Below are 16,054 nucleotides of genomic sequence, written 5' to 3' on the forward strand. Positions count from 1 at the left end.
GGACTCATGTAATAAACATTGAGTTCTTCCATTTATTTTATATAACTTAAAATTTAATTAAAACATGAAAATAAATATAAATGATGCAGATTCTTGTAGTTCTTTTATTTTTTCAGGACCAAAGTAAATTTGTACAATAGCGACAAAGCCATTTTGCATTATGTGTACTAGGATAGGTACCCATATACGTTTTGTATATACATACAATGCTGAGAAAATAAAGCCCATACCAAAATAGATGATAAAGAATGATGGGTCTGCATGTGCAGCACTAAAGATAATTGAACTCACAATTCCGGCAATGAGAAATTTAAAAGTTTTATTACCTTTTAATATGTTGTATAACTCACCAAATATTACTTTTCTAAACACGAACTCTTCTAGAATAGGTCCTACAACTGAAATTAATATGATAAACATCGGGATTTCTTGTGCTATTTTCATCAATCTTTCCGTATTAGGGCTAGATTGAGGTGCGCCGAATACATACATATTTATCATTCCTGCAACAACTTGATAAATCATAACAATCATATAACCTACGATTGCCCAAAGTATTACATACCTTTTCTTTTCTTTAGGTTGTAACTCTAGTTGGGTAGGATTGGCAATGAAAAAGTTTATTAGTATGATGAGTAAAGCAGCTATAATAAACAAGATCACTTGTGTATAAATATTAGCAAAGAGGATTTCCTTGCCACTTAAATTGTTAAATAAGCCAGCCATTTGTAAGAAAATCGGACCAAACTGAGCAAGGCCATAAATAACTAATGTCAAAATGGACACCCATAAACGAGACATAATGAACCTCCAAAAATTAGAATATATTCTATTTTATCGCAAAATAGCTTTTCACACAAAATTTAGTGTAATGGTTTTAACTTGAAATATTGACCAACTTTGATTATTATAGAAAGTGTATTAGCACTCACAATGATTAAGTGCTAAAAATTTTAGTATTTTAAGGAGGAACAATCAATGTTAAAGCCATTAGGTAACCGAGTAATTATTCAAAAAACAGAACAAGAGCAAACAACTAAAAGTGGTATCGTTTTAACTGATAGCGCTAAAGAGAAATCAAATGAAGGTACGATAATTGCAGTAGGTGCAGGACGTATTTTAAAAGATGGTTCTCGAGTTGCTCCTGAAGTGAATGAAGGCGACAATGTTGTTTTCCAACAATTTGCTGGAACTGAAGTTAAGCGTGGAGACGACACATACTTAATCGTTAGCGAAGACGATATATTAGCAGTAATAGAAGAATAATCAAAATTAAAACTAAAAAATATACAAATAATACGAACATCATGGAGGTAAAGTAATATGGCGAAAGATTTAAAATTTTCCGAAGACGCACGTCAATCTATGTTAAGAGGTGTAGATAAATTAGCTAACGCCGTGAAAGTTACAATTGGACCAAAAGGGCGTAATGTTGTATTAGATAAAGAATATACATCACCACTAATCACAAATGACGGTGTTACAATTGCAAAAGAAATTGAATTAGAAGATCCATATGAAAATATGGGAGCGAAATTAGTACAAGAAGTTGCCAACAAAACGAATGAAATCGCAGGTGACGGAACAACTACAGCTACAGTATTAGCTCAAGCAATGATACAAGAAGGCTTGAAAAACGTAACAAGTGGTGCAAATCCTGTAGGTTTACGTCAAGGTATCGATAAAGCTGTAGACGTAGCTATTGACGCATTACAAGAAATCTCTCAAAATGTTGATAATAAAAATGAAATTGCGCAAGTTGGATCAATTTCAGCAGCAGATGAAGAAATTGGTAAATATATTTCAGAAGCTATGGAAAAAGTAGGCAACGATGGTGTAATTACAATAGAAGAATCAAGTGGTTTTAATACTGAACTTGAAGTCGTTGAAGGTATGCAATTTGATCGTGGTTACCAATCTCCTTATATGGTAACTGATTCAGATAAAATGGTTGCAGAACTTGAAAAACCATATATTTTAATTACAGATAAAAAGATTTCATCTTTCCAAGATATTCTGCCATTATTAGAACAAGTTGTTCAATCTAACAGACCTATCCTAATCGTAGCAGATGATGTAGAAGGTGACGCACTAACAAATATCGTATTAAACCGTATGCGTGGCACATTTACTGCAGTGGCAGTTAAAGCACCTGGATTCGGAGATCGTCGTAAAGCAATGTTGGAAGATTTAGCTATCTTAACAGGCGCACAAGTGATTACTGATGACTTAGGCTTAGATTTAAAAGATGCAACAATTGACATGTTAGGTACTTCAAGTAAAGCAGAAATCACTAAAGATAATACAACAGTGGTTGATGGTAATGGAGATCAAAATAATATCGATGCACGTGTAAGCCAAATTAAATCTCAAATTGAAGAAACGGATTCTGAATTTGATAAAGAGAAATTACAAGAGCGCTTAGCTAAATTAGCTGGAGGCGTAGCTGTAATTAAAGTTGGTGCAGCAAGTGAAACAGAATTAAAAGAGCGTAAATTACGCATTGAAGATGCTTTAAACTCTACTAGAGCTGCTGTTGAAGAAGGTATTGTAGCCGGTGGTGGTACAGCATTCATGAATATTTATGACAAAGTTTCTAAAATTGAAGCTGAAGGCGATATTGCAACAGGCATTAATATTGTATTAAAAGCATTAGAATCTCCAGTTCGTCAAATTGCAGAAAACGCTGGTTTAGAAGGTTCGATTATTGTTGAAAGACTTAAAAATGCTGATGTAGGTGTTGGTTTCAATGCAGCTACAAATGAATGGGTGAATATGTTGGATGCAGGTATTGTAGATCCAACTAAAGTTACACGTTCAGCGTTACAACATGCAGCAAGTGTAGCAGCAATGTTCTTAACAACTGAAGCGGTTGTTGCGCATATTCCTGAAGAAAGCAGTAATGATGCACAAGCAGGTATGGGCGGCATGCCAGGGATGATGTAAAATAACTTATAACCATTGATATGACGGTATTTCACTTTATCTATGGTCATAATTTGGTCATAGAAAATTTAAAATAATTCTTTACTGACGTCTTCCATTAAGTTACTTAACTTAGTGGAAGGCTTCTTTTTTATGATGAATGGTCTATAGTTTGATATACATATCTATAGAGACTATATTGTAACAAAGGAGGAATTTATTATGTTAAAAGATATCAATGAAATTGTTGTCCCAGATAGTAAAATAATCCAAGAAGCACAAGAAGTAGTCCATGAATACGGTAATGAGTTAATATGGAACCATTCGAATAGAGTATATTTATTTGGTGAAGTTAAAGGCATGCAAGATAATTTGAAATATGATAAAGAGCTTTTATATATGTGTTCGCTCTTCCATGATTTAGGGTTAACAAACCAATATAGTAGTGATGATCTGAGGTTTGAAGTAGACGGCGCAAATGCAGTCCGCCAATTTTTAGATACACACAATTATAACGACCAAGATTTACAACTTGCTTGGGATTCAATTGCATTACATACGACGATAGGTGTGGCTGAGCATAAAGAAAATAATGTTGCATTATTATATCACGGTGTTGGTATGGATGTTATGAGTGACAATTGGGACCAATATTCAGATGAAATTAGAAAAGCTATCGTAAATAAATTTCCTCGAGGTAATTTTAAAAAAGATGTATTAACAGCTTTTTATGAAGGCTTTAAGCATAAACCTGAAACAACTTTTGGTAATATTAAATCTGATGTGGTGAAATATTTTGAGCCAGAATACCCTCAAAATAATTTTTGTTCTTGTGTCCTACGCTCAAAATGGGATGATTAAAAATACGCTGTACTTTAGTAATATTTAATCACTAAATCTTAAAGTAAAAACAATTGAATTTGAAAGCGATATAGAGCACTATTTAACAGTAGTATTTAAATATTTTTAGTATAAAACGTATAAAGTGAGTAAAAACAACTTATTGAGGGTAGAGAAAGTAAGCATAAATATTATTCACTACTTATAATTATTATTTATGTGAAGCTTTTTTAAGAAAGGGAGATTAACTATGACAAAAAAATCAGTGTACGATGTGATTGATACAGGTATTAATTATTTAATATCAGATTATGACAAATGGAACATTGAAAGTATATTAGATAATGAAAGTGAACTCTTCCCTAATACGCTACATTGGCAATATGGACACGTGTTAACTATTTTTGAATCTGCGCTATCTTTAAGTGAACAAAATGAAGTAGACATCCAAAAATATACGCGCTTATTTGGCTATGGTTCTAATCCAGCTGATTGGGGCGACGAAGATATCCCAAGTGTGGATGAAATTATCGAAAATTTAAAAACGTTACCTGAACGTGCCAAAAAATTAACTGACCAACAATTAGAAGTTGAATTAACTGAAACGATTGCTGGTTGTAGTACGTTAGATGAGTTGTTAATTTTAAATGCAATTCATGTACCACTACATGCTGGTAAAATTGAAGAAATGGCACGTGTACTGAAACAGCAACGTTAATATAAATAAAAAGGATGAAATCACCGTTTATATGCGATTTCATCCTTTTTATTATTTGTTTTGATTTTTTAGGTCTTCAATAGCTTTAGCGATAGAATCAAATACATGTGGAATGTCATCCTTTTCTACACAACTAAAAGCAATGCGAATGTCGGTTGAATTAAGGGCAATAATACCAATAGAGTATTTATTAATTAAGTGTTGGCGTAACTGTTCAGGGTCAACGTCTTTAACTTGTAACGCCATAAAATAGCCTGAGTTAAAATCATAGGCTTGCCAGTATGATGTGTATTTCTCATCATATACAACAGATTTCGTTACTTCATATCTAGCTTGTAACGTGTTGATATTGTGTTGAATTTCTTTATCAAAAGTTTCGTGATTTTCGAGCACGTATTTAACTGCACTTTGCGAAGGTAATGGGCCGCTTGAAATGTTACTTCGAATTAATCCTTTGATTTTAGCTTCTAATACTTGTTTTGTTGTATCGTTTCCGACACCAAAACTGATGAAACCTACACGTAAGCCCCATGCAAAGAATTCTTTTGTTGCACCATCTAAACGAATTGGTAATAAGTTATCTAAATGTAAATTCGTTAATGCTGTGAATAATGACTGTGTATAAACATCTTCGTAAAAGAGTCCGTAGTATGCATCGTCAACTAAAGCGATAACGTTTGTACCACGTTCTGCTAATGATTTTACTGCAGCGACGATAGTATGAACTTCATCTTTTGTTGGTGTATAACCAGTTGGATTATTTGGATAATTTAATATTAAAATGACTTTTTCTTTATTATAATTTTCTAGAGTATTAACTAAATTTTCTGTTGTAAAATGTCCAGCTTCGTCAAAAATATCATACGTTTCGATTTCAGCACTATGTCTTGTACTATAAACGAGTTTATAGTTGCCCCAATTATGCGTTGGGAGTAAGAGTGTATCACCACTATCGACGAACATGTCACCAACTAATGATAAGCCATGTGTTAAAGCATTAGTAAGGATTGGTCTTGTCATGTCTTTCGCATCTAAATCTGGGTTTTCTTTTAATGTTTTTTGTTGCCATAAATCACGAAGAGATTCTAAACCTTGTGGCGGAGCATAAGGGAAGATTTCATCTGGTTCTAAATGATCGAAGATGTCATTTAAAGTATTTGCGTACATCTTACTATCTTTATATGTTGCCATTCCTATCGTGGCATTATATTGTGTGGATTTTGCTTCCGCCGATTGAGATAATATACCTTTCGGATAATACATTAATTTTCCTAGGTCGGAAAGCATGTCTGCAACTTCTGGATTTGATTTAGATAATTGCTCGTTTAAATCTAAAGCTAAAGGATTCATAGTTGGTCAACCTCTCTTTACTTTTTCAATGATAACCTTATATTATCTTGAAATAGCTTAAAATTAAAGTCTTGTGACTGTTTTAGACAGAAAATTTCAAAATTTAGCCATTTATACGAACACATGTTCTGTTTTGTGTTAGAATACGGATAGGCCATCAAAAATCCTACGTGGCACTTTTTTCTGTGGGAGGTGTAGTATGATAGCGTGGTGGCAAGAAATAATTACAACTTTATTAACAGGTAGCTTACTTGTTGTATTCCGTGTTTGGTTAGAGAGTAAATGGAAGGACAAATAGGTGGCCTTACACAAAAAACCCCAAGTCTGATGACGCAGACTTGGGATTGTGTAGTATAATCCGTGGATACATTTACAATTTTATCATCATAGGTAATAGACTGCAAACAATATATTTAAATGTCAATCATAAAAGTAGTTACATAAGTATCAATAATTTTTCTGAAATGAATTGCTTTTAGAAATTAATGCCAAAGTTTGATACAATGATATTGTTTGAGGTGAAGAGAGTGAAACATTTAACTAAAATATTTGTCATAATGGCAATGATATTACTCGTTGTAGGCTATTATTTACAGGCTATTGGTCATGAAGATTCTGGTATTAAATTATTAATTGCTGCAATCATGTTTATGATTTGCGCTTTTATTGATCGTAATAATAAGCGTAAGAAAAAAGATAAACAAAATAAATAACATTGTTTAAACATGCTATAAGTGAGATGAAGCGATATGCAAAATCTTACTTATAGCTTTTTTATGTTAACTCGTCCTTTTCAATGAGTAATTATATGGATGTTTGAATACATTTATACTTTACAAGTGTGTATACATTGTATATAGTGTGTATATACAGTTGTAAGGGAGGACGTCCATGAAAATACTTTTGAAAAATAGTGGTGAACAGCCAATCTATGAACAGATTAAGCAACAAATCAAAGAAAATATTTTAAAAGGATACGTTGCTCCTGGTGAACACTTACCTTCGATGAGGGAATTAGCACATGATTTGAGCGTTAGTGTTATAACTACAAAGCGTGCATATGAAGATTTAGAAAAAGATGGTTTTGTCTTTACTATTAGAGGTAAGGGTACATATGTGAAAGAGCAAGATAGTTCAATTTTAAAAGAAAAACAATTCATGGTGATTGAAACAATGGCTAAATCAATAAGCAAAGAAGCAAAAACCATAGGCATGCCACTTTCAGAATTACAAGAAATCTTAGAAATGATTTTTGAGGAGGACGATGAATGAACGCAATCGAATTAAATGCTGTAAATTATCAGTATAAAGAATTCAAGTTAAATGATATTAGTTTTCGTGTTCCTCAAGGATTTATAACTGGATTTATTGGCGCAAATGGTGTTGGTAAAACGACCATTATTAGAATGATTATGGATTTAATTGAGCCTGATGGCGGAGATGTTTTAATCTTTAATCAAAAAATGAAAGCGCAACCTGAAGCTATTAAAAATAAAATTGGTTTTGTTTATTCCGAATTGTACCTCAATGATAAATGGAATATCCAAAAAATTGAACAGTATGTTTCACCATTTTATAGTACATGGGACCATCAGTTATTTACATATTATCTTGAAAAATTTGATTTACCTTATAAGCGCAAAATCAAAACATTCTCAACTGGTATGAAGATGAAGTTGTCTATTGCTATTGCTTTTAGCCACCATGCTGAATTATTTATCTTAGATGAGCCAACATCAGGGTTAGACCCAATCGTTCGAAACGAAGTTTTGGATGTAATCCAAAAAGAACTCATTGATGAAAATAAAACAGTATTTATTTCCACTCATATCATTTCGGATTTAGAAAAAATCGCTGATTACTTAGTGTATTTAAAAGATGGTGAAATTGTACTAAATCAATTTTTGGATGACATTTTGAATAGATTCAAAGTAGTTAAAGGTGACATGCAGCAATTGGATGAAGAATTAATTCAATTAACACACTATATAGAAGAAAACAAAACAGGATATATCGCCCTTACAGAACATGCTAATATATTTAATGAAATTTTTGGAAACAAGATTGCAATAACTAAGCCAACGATTGAAGATTTAATGGTTTACCTTGAAAAAGGAACCCAGAAGACTGAACAAAAAAATTATGAGAGTTAACAACTGGGGGCATTAGATGAAAAATTTACTTATTAGAAATTTAAAATTACGTAAATGGACAATCGTAATATATGCAATGTTATTATTGTTTTCCCCACTGCAATTAATCATAATACCTAATAGTATTTTTACTAATGCGTTATATTCTGCAGTTGCGATGATATTACTTTTTGTTTCTATACTAGATTCTGGTCATGTTTTTCGTTTTAATAGTAAGCTTGGGCACAGAATGGCTTATGACTTTTTTGGCAGTTTACCAGTTTCTAAAAAGTCGTTATTGAATGCTAATTATTTAACAGTTGTTATTTTTACATTAGTTGGGGCAGCAATATTATCTTTATATACTATGCCGAATTCTCATGTATCAACGAGTAATATTGATTTTAACATTTCAATGCCATTTTCATACATTGCGGTAAATTTCTTTGCAGTACCTATAGCTTTCAAAAAATATACAGAACAAAAATCTGATTACATTTCTTATATAATTTATTTACTTACAATGGTTATTTTAATACCTGTCATAATCGTGCTACTTGTAGTTGGAATATGTACATTATTTAATTATAGTCTGGGTATATTAAATTATTTTGAAACTATTTTTAATTATGGATTTTTAACTTTAAGTATTTTTTGTTTTGTAGCTAGCTACATCATTCAATATAAAAAATTAATTTAATAATAAAAGGAGGCGCATTTATGGAATTAAAAGATATAACAAAAACGTATGGCAATAACAATGTTTTAGACCATATCAATTTTGATTTTGGACAAAGCCAAATTGTAGGTCTAATTGGTAAAAATGGTGTCGGCAAAACAACATTAATGAAAGTCATGAATGGAAATATTATCAAATATAAAGGGGAGGTAAAGGTAGGTAATAAAGACAATATCGGTTACCTTATTGAACATCCTAAATTGTATGATAATAAATCAGGTTTATATAATTTAAAATTATTTGCCAATGTATTAGGTAAGGGTTTTGATAAAAAATATGCAAATCAAATTATTGATGCTTTTGGTATGAGACCTTATGTGAAGAAAAAAGTTAAAAAGTATTCAATGGGAATGAAACAAAAGTTAGCCATAGCTGTTTCATTAATGAACAAACCCAAGTACCTCATTTTAGATGAGCCAACAAATGGTATGGACCCTGACGGATCAATTGATGTATTGAAAACAATTCAATCACTTGTGCAAGAACTGGATATGAAAATTTTGATTTCTAGTCATAAGCTTGAGGATATTGAATTAATTTGCGATAGAGCAGTGTTTTTACGAGATGGTGATTTTGTTCAAGATGTTGATATGAAAGAAGGGGCACCAACGGATTCTACAGTATTAATCTTAGAACAAAGCAATTTCAATAGTGCTTTAGAATATTTAAATGAAAATTTCGATGTGATTCAATCTAAAAGAGAAAATGGAGAAATCATTATTAAAGCACAATCAAGTTATCAAAAAGTGCTTAAAGGTTTATCAGATATTGATATTTTCCCTGAGTTTATTGAAACACGTAAGAGTTCCTTACGTGATACTTACTTCAATATTAATCAGAAAGGTGGCCAATAATGAATAGTTTACAACTCGTAAAATACGACATTTATAGCATTATTAGAAGTCCATTAACATATTTAGCATTACTCTTAACAATACTTCCATTAATTGGTTTTACAGTTTTATTTGTTCAGCAATCTGATAAAATAGACGGCAATATGTTACTTTCTATAGGTAGTTGGTTCTTTTCTATCATGGGCTTACTATTTGTAATCAAGACAATCACCCGTGATATTTCACAAGGTACGATTCAATTATATATGAATAAAACATCAAGTCGTGTGGGCTACGTTATCGCAAAAGTGATTTCAATTATACTGATTGCCATAATTATTACAGCAATACTTGTTGGATTTGTATTAATCGTGCAACAAATTGTTGACGGTGAAAATATAAAAGTTGATAAAATCTTTGAGTTACTTTGGTTCTTCATTCTATTCCATTTATTCTTTGGATTATTATTATATTTATTTTCATTAGTTGTACCAAAAACAGCATTAATCTTTACTTTAGGTATATTCTTAATATTACTTGTTCCTTTTGCTGAACCATTTATACCTATGATTCCTAAATTTGGTGACAATATTCAAGATGCATTGAAATATATTCCATTTAGTTACTTAACTTCTAAAACGACAACTGGTGATTATACATTCTCTAATTGGCAATGGTTTATTACTTCAGCATCTATTGTAGTATTATTTATCGTTAATATATTCTATGTATCTAAAAAAGATATTTAAAATAAAGATAACCGAAGTTTGAGTCATAAAAAAAGAGACGTATGAATTAACGGTTATAATACCTTAATTCATACGTCTTTTATTAATTTATAATTAGTTTATCTAGAATTGAATCATAAACATATTTCCACATTTGTGAGTCTGTTTTAAAGCGATTAGAAATAATTGCATATGATTCAGTCGATTTATCTTCAAATGTAGGATCATCTTTTGCAGGCAGTTTGGAACGTGTTTCCTCTACAAAATGTTGTACTTGTCTTGCGCGAGGTCCCCAAACTGTTTGTTGTTCAAAATCATCATTTAAAAATACAAATATAGGTATCGATCTCGCAGTACCATTTGTTAAGTATTGATCGATTAAGTCAGTGTTTTCATCACGATGAAAAACACGAGCTTCTAAATTTAATGCTTCACTAATATGTTTAAGAATAGGGATGTTCATCATAGCATCTCCACACCAGTCTTCAGTGATAACTAGAACTTTGCTATAGTTTGATGCTTTAATTTTTTCAAGACGACCATCATCCTCTGGTGTTGAGAATGAATTATATATTGATAGTAAATTCTCTTTGTTTTCAGTCATTGCTTCAATATATTGATCAAGCGGTTGACTGTTTTTGAAATACGTTTCTAAACTTGTCATAATAGTTCCCCCTTTAATTGATTAGATATTATTATATCAATATTTTAATATGAAAGAAAATTATTAATACATATAAAAGTAATATGTTTTAAGATTTCTTCAGGGATGAAAGTGACAAATACCTATGCTATATTTAATTAGTAAAGTAGAGTGTGGTGACAACATTGAAAATGCATAGACTACATAAGCGTCTTATATTTTGTGTGTTTATAACAATGGCTTTTGGAACATTGTTACTGGTTAACTATATCAAGCAAGAACACTCGACTGATTTATCAAAACTATCTATTAATCGTGTCAAAATAGGGTCTGAAATTAATATTGACGAATACGTTGAACAAGACGAAGTCATTTTAAAAAAGTATCGTCTTTATTTAAAAAGAGAACATCCTAATTTAATTTTCAAAGTGAATAAAAAGGACCCACGACTTAAAGGTATAACTTTAACTAACGATATTACAGTTCAAACTAATTTTAATGGAACAATCAATAATAATGTTGGAAAAGTTACACAGATACTAGGAACACGTTATAAACAAAAAAAGTTGCGCAAAGGCTTTAATGCTATAATATATAAAGATAAGAAAAATCAAATAAAGTTATTTATTATTTATAAACATGATAAAATAAAGAAAGTTGAAATATATAAGAAATAAAAAATTAAAAATGACATTCCTATAGGGTATGTCATTTTTGATTTTACATATACATTTTGCTTCGAATCTTAAGTTTGAATGGCGGTAGATATTTTGGATAAAATCACTTTTTTAAATGAATTAGAGCAAGAATTAGATAAATTACCAAGAAGTGAACGCGATAAAGTGATGTATGAATATGAGGAATATTTTTTTGATCAAGAAAGTGAAGGTAAAAATGAATATCAAATTATTGGCGCCCTTGAATCACCTAAAAAGATAGGCAAAGAGCTAATGGCTAGAAACGCGATTGTATCTGCGGAATTTCGCCCTAATATAAATACAATTGTGAGAGCAATTATGGCATCTCTGGGTATGGGGATATTATCATTAATCATTATTTTAATCCCTATGATATTTGTTGGCATTTTCATGTTTATACTATTACTAGTTGCATTATTTTTCTCGCTTAGCCCGCTATTATTGATTATCAACGGCATAATTAATGATAATTTTAGTTTTGCTATAAGTAACTATTTATTTGCGATTTCCTATACAGGGTTAGGTCTTTTATTATTTGTCATTATTGCAAAATTTGCTCAATTCGTTTATAGAGTGATTTTAAAATACTTACGTTGGAATATTAAAACAATTAAAGGAAGTGCAGTCGAATGAAGAAGTTATTTTTAAGCGGCTTAACATTATTTCTCGTGTGCTTTCTTTTAGCTTGTGTCGCTTGGTTTGGATTTGAAAAACAAAACAACCAACTCAATTCTGTTGATAAAGAAGTTAATGATAAAAATATAGAAAATTTAAACATAGATAGTCAAAATAGTGAGGTTCAAGTTAAGCAAGGTGACGAATTTTCAGTGACCTATAAAGGGAAAAAGAATATTGATATTACGCATAAAAACAAGACATTACATGTTCATGAGACTGATAATACAGATGATCATTATGGATTGAATTTTAATCCGTTCCGACAGTTTGATGATGAGATGGTAGTAACAGTGCCAGATAAAAAACTAAATCATTTAAATGTATCTAGTAAGACGAATATTATAAATATTGATAGTATTAATGTAAAAGATGCATATATTTCAATGAAATCTACTGGTGCAGCACGTGTGTTTTTAAGTAATGTAGCATTAGACAAACTGTATTATAGAGGTTTGAATTCACCCATTGATATAAAGCGAAGTCAAATTACTAATGCGAATATTAAAACGAAACAGGCGAGTATAACGAGTAAAAAATCATTGATTGAAAAGTCAGTGTTGTTAGCTGACCATGGTAAAATTGATTTGAGTCGAATGGATATTGCATCACATTTTAGAGCTTCTACGCAATATGGTGATATTTTCATGTCATATAATGAGGACCCTCAAGATACGTTGCTAAGATTGAATCCATCTGATGGAACTTCTGAAGTTATCAATAACAATTTTGAAGATAATAAAGTAGGCTCAGGAAAGCATATTTTAGAGTTCTATACAGATCATGGGGATATTTATATAAATTAAATTTATACTGTCATGAATAGAAAGAGCCAGAAAGTACATTTAATTGAAATGCTTAAAGTAAAAAAATAGCTATATCCCTTTAAATTAAAAGGATATAGCTATTTTTAATTTGGAAATAATTACAAATTACTACAAACTAACCACTTAAAAATAATGAGTCGATGTTAGATATAATGAACGATCTAAATCAAGTTACCCAACAGCAAAATGGTGAAAGTAAATGACTAATAAAATAATATAAAAATATGTTAGAATAAAAAAATGAGAAAGTTGGATAGATGGTGGCTAATCTTAGTATAAAGTGAGGTGGCGCTTATGAAAGTACCGACAAAATCTTTAGAAAGGAGACGCCTTGTGTGGTTCCAATTGTAGAAGCACTACACTTAATGTTAGGTTTCGGTACTTTCATCGTTACCTTATTAGGTTTAGTGGTTGCAATTGTTAAATTAAGCCATAAAAAATAACCATCTCTAACTTTGGCGAGGATGAGATGATTATTTAATCATTATTAAATTCCAGCCACCGTCTTTTTAACGGGCTCATTAGGGCGATACACTTATGGTGTGTTGCCCTTTTTCTATATATAAATTACCACAACATAAAAATATTATCAAATTTTTAAGTCGACATATTCATGTCAGCTTTTTATTATGAGGATATACTCCAAGCTTTGAGATCATTATTTAATATGGATTAAATGAACTAAAAAATACTGAAAGAACAATAGAAGAATAAGTATTTCTTATTTATTAAAATACTCAGATAAATTTTTGAATTGCCTGATTAACTTCATAGTAAAAAATCGAAAAATATTTATGGTGATAAACTCATTTAAAAATAATTAAAGACGGGTAATCTTTATTAATTTTTGAATCAATTTTTATATGTGGTAATATTACGGTGTAAAAAGGAGGTTTATATGTGATATTTGTGATGGATGTAGATGGAACTATTTGCTTTAATGGCAGGTCTATAGAGAGATGCTTACTTAACGAAATAGAGAGAATTGGAAAAAAACACGAACTTATTTTTGCATCAGCTAGACCAATAAGAGATTTAGTTCCTGTTGTCAAAGAATTCGAAAATAACATTTTGATAGGGGGGGAATGGTTCGATAGTTTCTAACAATAAAGAACTATCTGTGATAAAAAGTATTCCAGAAAATGATTTTAAAAAGATAAAAAGTCTTATTCATGAAAATGAGTTAGAATATATTATCGATGGCTCTTTTGATTATTCGGCGAAAGTGAGTCCTAATAATAAAATATTTAGACAATTAGACCCTGATAGACTGGCAAAAAATCGAAAAATAGAAGAAATAGTTGACCCAATAAAAATTATATTAATAAATTTAAGAGGAAATATGTTTGAATATATAAAAAAACATTTAGAAAAACATGAAGATTTTCTCTCAATAATTTATCATAAAAGCGAAAATAACATTGATATTACTGCTAAAAATATAAATAAATATTCTACATTAAGAAAGATTATTAATACAGATTCTTATATAGCTTATGGCAATGATATAAATGATTATGAGTTACTTAAACATGCTGAGAAGGCTTATTTTGTTGGGGGAAATAAAAAGAGTAATCCTTTTGCTAGTGTGGAAGTCATAAATAGTGATTTTCGAGCAGTTACTGATTCATTAAAATCTTATTAAATTAAGGATGTGATTATTAATGACGGTAGAATTGAAAGATGCAATGAAACAAAGTAGAAGTATGGTTAAAGAAATAGTTAGAGAAAAAACAAATAACTTTGAAACCGGACTCTTTTGGGAAGAGTCATTAAGGTCATGGATAGTTATTGATAATGATATATCGAAAAAATACTAACTAGCTCAAATTTTACTGCAAATAGAAAAAAGATTTTTTCAAAAGGCTCAATGTTTCAAATATACAAAAAATAGTTCTCGAGCATTTTTATTTAAACTGGCTAATGTATATGGACGGTACGGAACATATTGCTTTACGCAAAAAAATGCAAAAACCTGTTAACAAAATAAAAAAAGAGGTAACTGGAATTAGTAAAGAAGTATCTAATGAAATTCTGCAGGACTTAAATGGAGAGTTGAATGCTGTAGAAGAAATTACTAAACCTTTTAGTAACACTTGTCTTTCCAAAATTTTTGGTCTTTCGATTGATGATTACATAAACATCTTAAATATTTCAACAGAGGCTGTAAATTTTTTATGGATAGCAGATCCTACTGAGAGTGAAATTTCAAAAAACTATTGATTCAATACTAAAAACTACCAATTATATTGATAATATAATTTCTGAAAAAAGATATGATGATGCAGGACTTTTTAAATTGATGTTAGATAGTATATCAGAAGAAAATGAGTTTATAGTTGCATTAGTTAATATGCTTATTGATGGTCATGAGCCTTTTCAATCGAGTCTGACTAATTTAATTTTTTATCACATTCACAATAGAGAGAGAGGATTTCGTGAATTAAATAGTAAAGATTTAATTCACGAAAGCATTCGGTATGAGCCACCATTTTCATATTGTGCTCGAGAATGTATAAAACAGTCTATGATAGCTGATAAATCAATTAGTGTAGGTGATAGGGTGATGATGATTTTGTATATTAGTAATAATAATGATAAGTCAATAAGTAATCAAAATAATTTATCCTGTACCTATTCTAAAAAAGATAGTTTATCGTTTGGTTATGGAGTTCATCGTTGTTTAGGAGCAAATATTACAACTTTATCATTAGAAGGCTTTTTAGAATCCTTTAAAAAGAATGATGAGCATAATAATTGGCAGATTAAAGATTATAACCACCAAACAACTTATGGATTTATTGAGTTTAAAAGCTTGTATATTGCCCCAAATAATAGATATAAAGTTTAAATATAACTGCATGTAAAAATAGCTATAGCCCTTTATATTAAAAGGATACAGCTATTTTTAATTTGGAAATAATCACAAATTACCACAAACTAACC

At 30.4% G+C, this 16,054-nt stretch carries 23 protein-coding genes; 20 read left to right on the top strand and 3 right to left on the bottom strand.

All coding sequences use genetic code 11. The annotated features are described in order from the left end of the window. Positions 1–57: 57 nt before the first annotated feature. Entirely contained in the window at positions 58–801 is a 744-nt protein-coding gene (gene mroQ, locus NSR03_RS02770) for an intramembrane glutamic endopeptidase MroQ (protein WP_002511405.1), read from the bottom strand. A 177-nt stretch (positions 802–978) separates the two neighbouring features. On the opposite strand from mroQ, the gene groES reads away from it, so the two are divergent. The 4 genes from groES to NSR03_RS02790 all read left to right on the top strand — a co-directional run bounded on the left by groES (position 979) and on the right by NSR03_RS02790 (position 4,483). Then, a complete protein-coding gene (gene groES / locus NSR03_RS02775) occupies positions 979–1,266 on the top strand; it encodes a co-chaperone GroES (RefSeq protein WP_002507147.1) in 288 nt (95 codons plus the stop codon). Between the two features lie 57 nt (positions 1,267–1,323). Further along, positions 1,324–2,946, top strand: coding sequence for a chaperonin GroEL (groL, locus tag NSR03_RS02780; RefSeq protein WP_002507148.1), 1,623 nt, complete (start codon positions 1,324–1,326; stop codon positions 2,944–2,946). A 201-nt stretch (positions 2,947–3,147) separates the two neighbouring features. Further along, complete coding sequence (locus tag NSR03_RS02785) at positions 3,148–3,786, top strand: HD domain-containing protein (RefSeq protein WP_002507149.1); 639 nt, start codon at positions 3,148–3,150, stop codon at positions 3,784–3,786. 229 nt (positions 3,787–4,015) lie between these two features. After that, the gene (locus tag NSR03_RS02790; RefSeq protein WP_002507150.1) at positions 4,016–4,483 is read left to right on the top strand and encodes a bacillithiol transferase BstA; all 468 of its coding nucleotides are present in this window, start codon (positions 4,016–4,018) and stop codon (positions 4,481–4,483) included. A 51-nt stretch (positions 4,484–4,534) separates the two neighbouring features. Here NSR03_RS02790 and NSR03_RS02795 read toward each other — a convergent pair whose 3' ends face one another. Further along, a complete protein-coding gene (locus NSR03_RS02795) occupies positions 4,535–5,833 on the bottom strand; it encodes an aminotransferase class I/II-fold pyridoxal phosphate-dependent enzyme (protein ID WP_002507151.1) in 1,299 nt (432 codons plus the stop codon). A gap of 202 nt (positions 5,834–6,035) precedes the next feature. On the opposite strand from NSR03_RS02795, the gene NSR03_RS02800 reads away from it, so the two are divergent. The 7 genes from NSR03_RS02800 to pmtD all read left to right on the top strand — a co-directional run bounded on the left by NSR03_RS02800 (position 6,036) and on the right by pmtD (position 10,286). Next, positions 6,036–6,131: a Trp-rich small protein gene (locus NSR03_RS02800; protein WP_230456587.1), complete on the top strand. Its 96-nt coding sequence runs from the start codon at positions 6,036–6,038 to the stop codon at positions 6,129–6,131. 229 nt (positions 6,132–6,360) lie between these two features. Further along, complete coding sequence (locus NSR03_RS02805) at positions 6,361–6,546, top strand: SE1626 family protein (RefSeq protein ID WP_002507152.1); 186 nt, start codon at positions 6,361–6,363, stop codon at positions 6,544–6,546. A gap of 178 nt (positions 6,547–6,724) precedes the next feature. Then, a complete protein-coding gene (gene pmtR, locus NSR03_RS02810; RefSeq protein ID WP_002507153.1) occupies positions 6,725–7,105 on the top strand; it encodes a PSM export ABC transporter transcriptional regulator PmtR in 381 nt (126 codons plus the stop codon). Further along, positions 7,102–7,986 (top strand): phenol-soluble modulin export ABC transporter ATP-binding protein PmtA, encoded by an 885-nt coding sequence (gene pmtA / locus NSR03_RS02815; protein ID WP_002507154.1) that lies wholly within the window; start codon positions 7,102–7,104, stop codon positions 7,984–7,986. The genes pmtR and pmtA overlap by 4 nt, the downstream gene beginning before the upstream one ends. A 16-nt stretch (positions 7,987–8,002) precedes the next feature. Beyond that, the gene (gene pmtB, locus NSR03_RS02820) at positions 8,003–8,665 is read left to right on the top strand and encodes a phenol-soluble modulin export ABC transporter permease subunit PmtB (RefSeq protein ID WP_002507155.1); all 663 of its coding nucleotides are present in this window, start codon (positions 8,003–8,005) and stop codon (positions 8,663–8,665) included. Between the two features lie 20 nt (positions 8,666–8,685). Continuing rightward, positions 8,686–9,558: a phenol-soluble modulin export ABC transporter ATP-binding protein PmtC gene (gene pmtC, locus NSR03_RS02825; protein ID WP_069821061.1), complete on the top strand. Its 873-nt coding sequence runs from the start codon at positions 8,686–8,688 to the stop codon at positions 9,556–9,558. Next, entirely contained in the window at positions 9,558–10,286 is a 729-nt protein-coding gene (pmtD, locus tag NSR03_RS02830; RefSeq protein ID WP_002507157.1) for a phenol-soluble modulin export ABC transporter permease subunit PmtD, read from the top strand. The genes pmtC and pmtD overlap by 1 nt, the downstream gene beginning before the upstream one ends. Before the next feature lie 82 nt (positions 10,287–10,368). Here the strand turns inward: pmtD and NSR03_RS02835 are convergent, their stop codons facing one another. After that, the gene (locus NSR03_RS02835; protein ID WP_002507158.1) at positions 10,369–10,929 is read right to left on the bottom strand and encodes a thioredoxin family protein; all 561 of its coding nucleotides are present in this window, start codon (positions 10,927–10,929) and stop codon (positions 10,369–10,371) included. 215 nt (positions 10,930–11,144) lie between these two features. On the opposite strand from NSR03_RS02835, the gene NSR03_RS02840 reads away from it, so the two are divergent. From NSR03_RS02840 to NSR03_RS02880, 9 genes are all read left to right on the top strand, one after another. Continuing rightward, positions 11,145–11,585, top strand: coding sequence for a hypothetical protein (locus NSR03_RS02840; RefSeq protein WP_236582952.1), 441 nt, complete (start codon positions 11,145–11,147; stop codon positions 11,583–11,585). Between the two features lie 93 nt (positions 11,586–11,678). Further along, complete coding sequence (locus NSR03_RS02845; protein WP_002511403.1) at positions 11,679–12,239, top strand: HAAS signaling domain-containing protein; 561 nt, start codon at positions 11,679–11,681, stop codon at positions 12,237–12,239. Further along, positions 12,236–13,087 carry a DUF4097 family beta strand repeat-containing protein gene (locus tag NSR03_RS02850; RefSeq protein WP_002507161.1) on the top strand — a complete coding sequence of 284 codons (852 nt, stop codon included), beginning with the start codon at positions 12,236–12,238 and terminating at the stop codon, positions 13,085–13,087. Before NSR03_RS02845 ends, NSR03_RS02850 begins: the two co-directional genes overlap by 4 nt. A gap of 356 nt (positions 13,088–13,443) precedes the next feature. Next, entirely contained in the window at positions 13,444–13,551 is a 108-nt protein-coding gene (locus NSR03_RS02855; RefSeq protein ID WP_002511402.1) for a putative holin-like toxin, read from the top strand. 457 nt (positions 13,552–14,008) lie between these two features. After that, positions 14,009–14,212 carry an HAD hydrolase family protein gene (locus NSR03_RS02860; protein WP_256092627.1) on the top strand — a complete coding sequence of 68 codons (204 nt, stop codon included), beginning with the start codon at positions 14,009–14,011 and terminating at the stop codon, positions 14,210–14,212. Positions 14,213–14,228: 16 nt separating this feature from the next. Further along, complete coding sequence (locus NSR03_RS02865) at positions 14,229–14,753, top strand: HAD hydrolase family protein (RefSeq protein ID WP_256092626.1); 525 nt, start codon at positions 14,229–14,231, stop codon at positions 14,751–14,753. Between the two features lie 19 nt (positions 14,754–14,772). Then, positions 14,773–14,928 carry a hypothetical protein gene (locus NSR03_RS02870; RefSeq protein ID WP_002507163.1) on the top strand — a complete coding sequence of 52 codons (156 nt, stop codon included), beginning with the start codon at positions 14,773–14,775 and terminating at the stop codon, positions 14,926–14,928. A gap of 109 nt (positions 14,929–15,037) precedes the next feature. Then, positions 15,038–15,331 (top strand): hypothetical protein, encoded by a 294-nt coding sequence (locus NSR03_RS02875; protein WP_040762580.1) that lies wholly within the window; start codon positions 15,038–15,040, stop codon positions 15,329–15,331. Further along, entirely contained in the window at positions 15,309–15,959 is a 651-nt protein-coding gene (locus NSR03_RS02880; protein WP_002507165.1) for a cytochrome P450, read from the top strand. The genes NSR03_RS02875 and NSR03_RS02880 overlap by 23 nt, the downstream gene beginning before the upstream one ends. Positions 15,960–16,054: the final 95 nt, after the last annotated feature.

The organism is Staphylococcus sp. FSL W8-1207 (assembly GCF_038003745.1).
Taxonomy (GTDB): domain Bacteria; phylum Bacillota; class Bacilli; order Staphylococcales; family Staphylococcaceae; genus Staphylococcus; species Staphylococcus equorum.

Coding starts and splice junctions, on each gene's coding strand:
- groL (WP_002507148.1), top strand. CDS start 1,324: ATGGCGAAAGATTTAAAATTTTCCGAAGACGCACGTCAATCTATGTTA.
- NSR03_RS02835 (WP_002507158.1), bottom strand. CDS start 10,929: ATGACAAGTTTAGAAACGTATTTCAAAAACAGTCAACCGCTTGATCAA.
- pmtR (WP_002507153.1), top strand. CDS start 6,725: ATGAAAATACTTTTGAAAAATAGTGGTGAACAGCCAATCTATGAACAG.
- pmtB (WP_002507155.1), top strand. CDS start 8,003: ATGAAAAATTTACTTATTAGAAATTTAAAATTACGTAAATGGACAATC.
- pmtA (WP_002507154.1), top strand. CDS start 7,102: ATGAACGCAATCGAATTAAATGCTGTAAATTATCAGTATAAAGAATTC.
- NSR03_RS02790 (WP_002507150.1), top strand. CDS start 4,016: ATGACAAAAAAATCAGTGTACGATGTGATTGATACAGGTATTAATTAT.
- NSR03_RS02795 (WP_002507151.1), bottom strand. CDS start 5,833: ATGAATCCTTTAGCTTTAGATTTAAACGAGCAATTATCTAAATCAAAT.
- NSR03_RS02875 (WP_040762580.1), top strand. CDS start 15,038: ATGGACGGTACGGAACATATTGCTTTACGCAAAAAAATGCAAAAACCT.
- mroQ (WP_002511405.1), bottom strand. CDS start 801: ATGTCTCGTTTATGGGTGTCCATTTTGACATTAGTTATTTATGGCCTT.
- NSR03_RS02870 (WP_002507163.1), top strand. CDS start 14,773: ATGACGGTAGAATTGAAAGATGCAATGAAACAAAGTAGAAGTATGGTT.
- groES (WP_002507147.1), top strand. CDS start 979: ATGTTAAAGCCATTAGGTAACCGAGTAATTATTCAAAAAACAGAACAA.
- pmtD (WP_002507157.1), top strand. CDS start 9,558: ATGAATAGTTTACAACTCGTAAAATACGACATTTATAGCATTATTAGA.
- pmtC (WP_069821061.1), top strand. CDS start 8,686: ATGGAATTAAAAGATATAACAAAAACGTATGGCAATAACAATGTTTTA.
- NSR03_RS02785 (WP_002507149.1), top strand. CDS start 3,148: ATGTTAAAAGATATCAATGAAATTGTTGTCCCAGATAGTAAAATAATC.
- NSR03_RS02840 (WP_236582952.1), top strand. CDS start 11,145: ATGGCTTTTGGAACATTGTTACTGGTTAACTATATCAAGCAAGAACAC.
- NSR03_RS02850 (WP_002507161.1), top strand. CDS start 12,236: ATGAAGAAGTTATTTTTAAGCGGCTTAACATTATTTCTCGTGTGCTTT.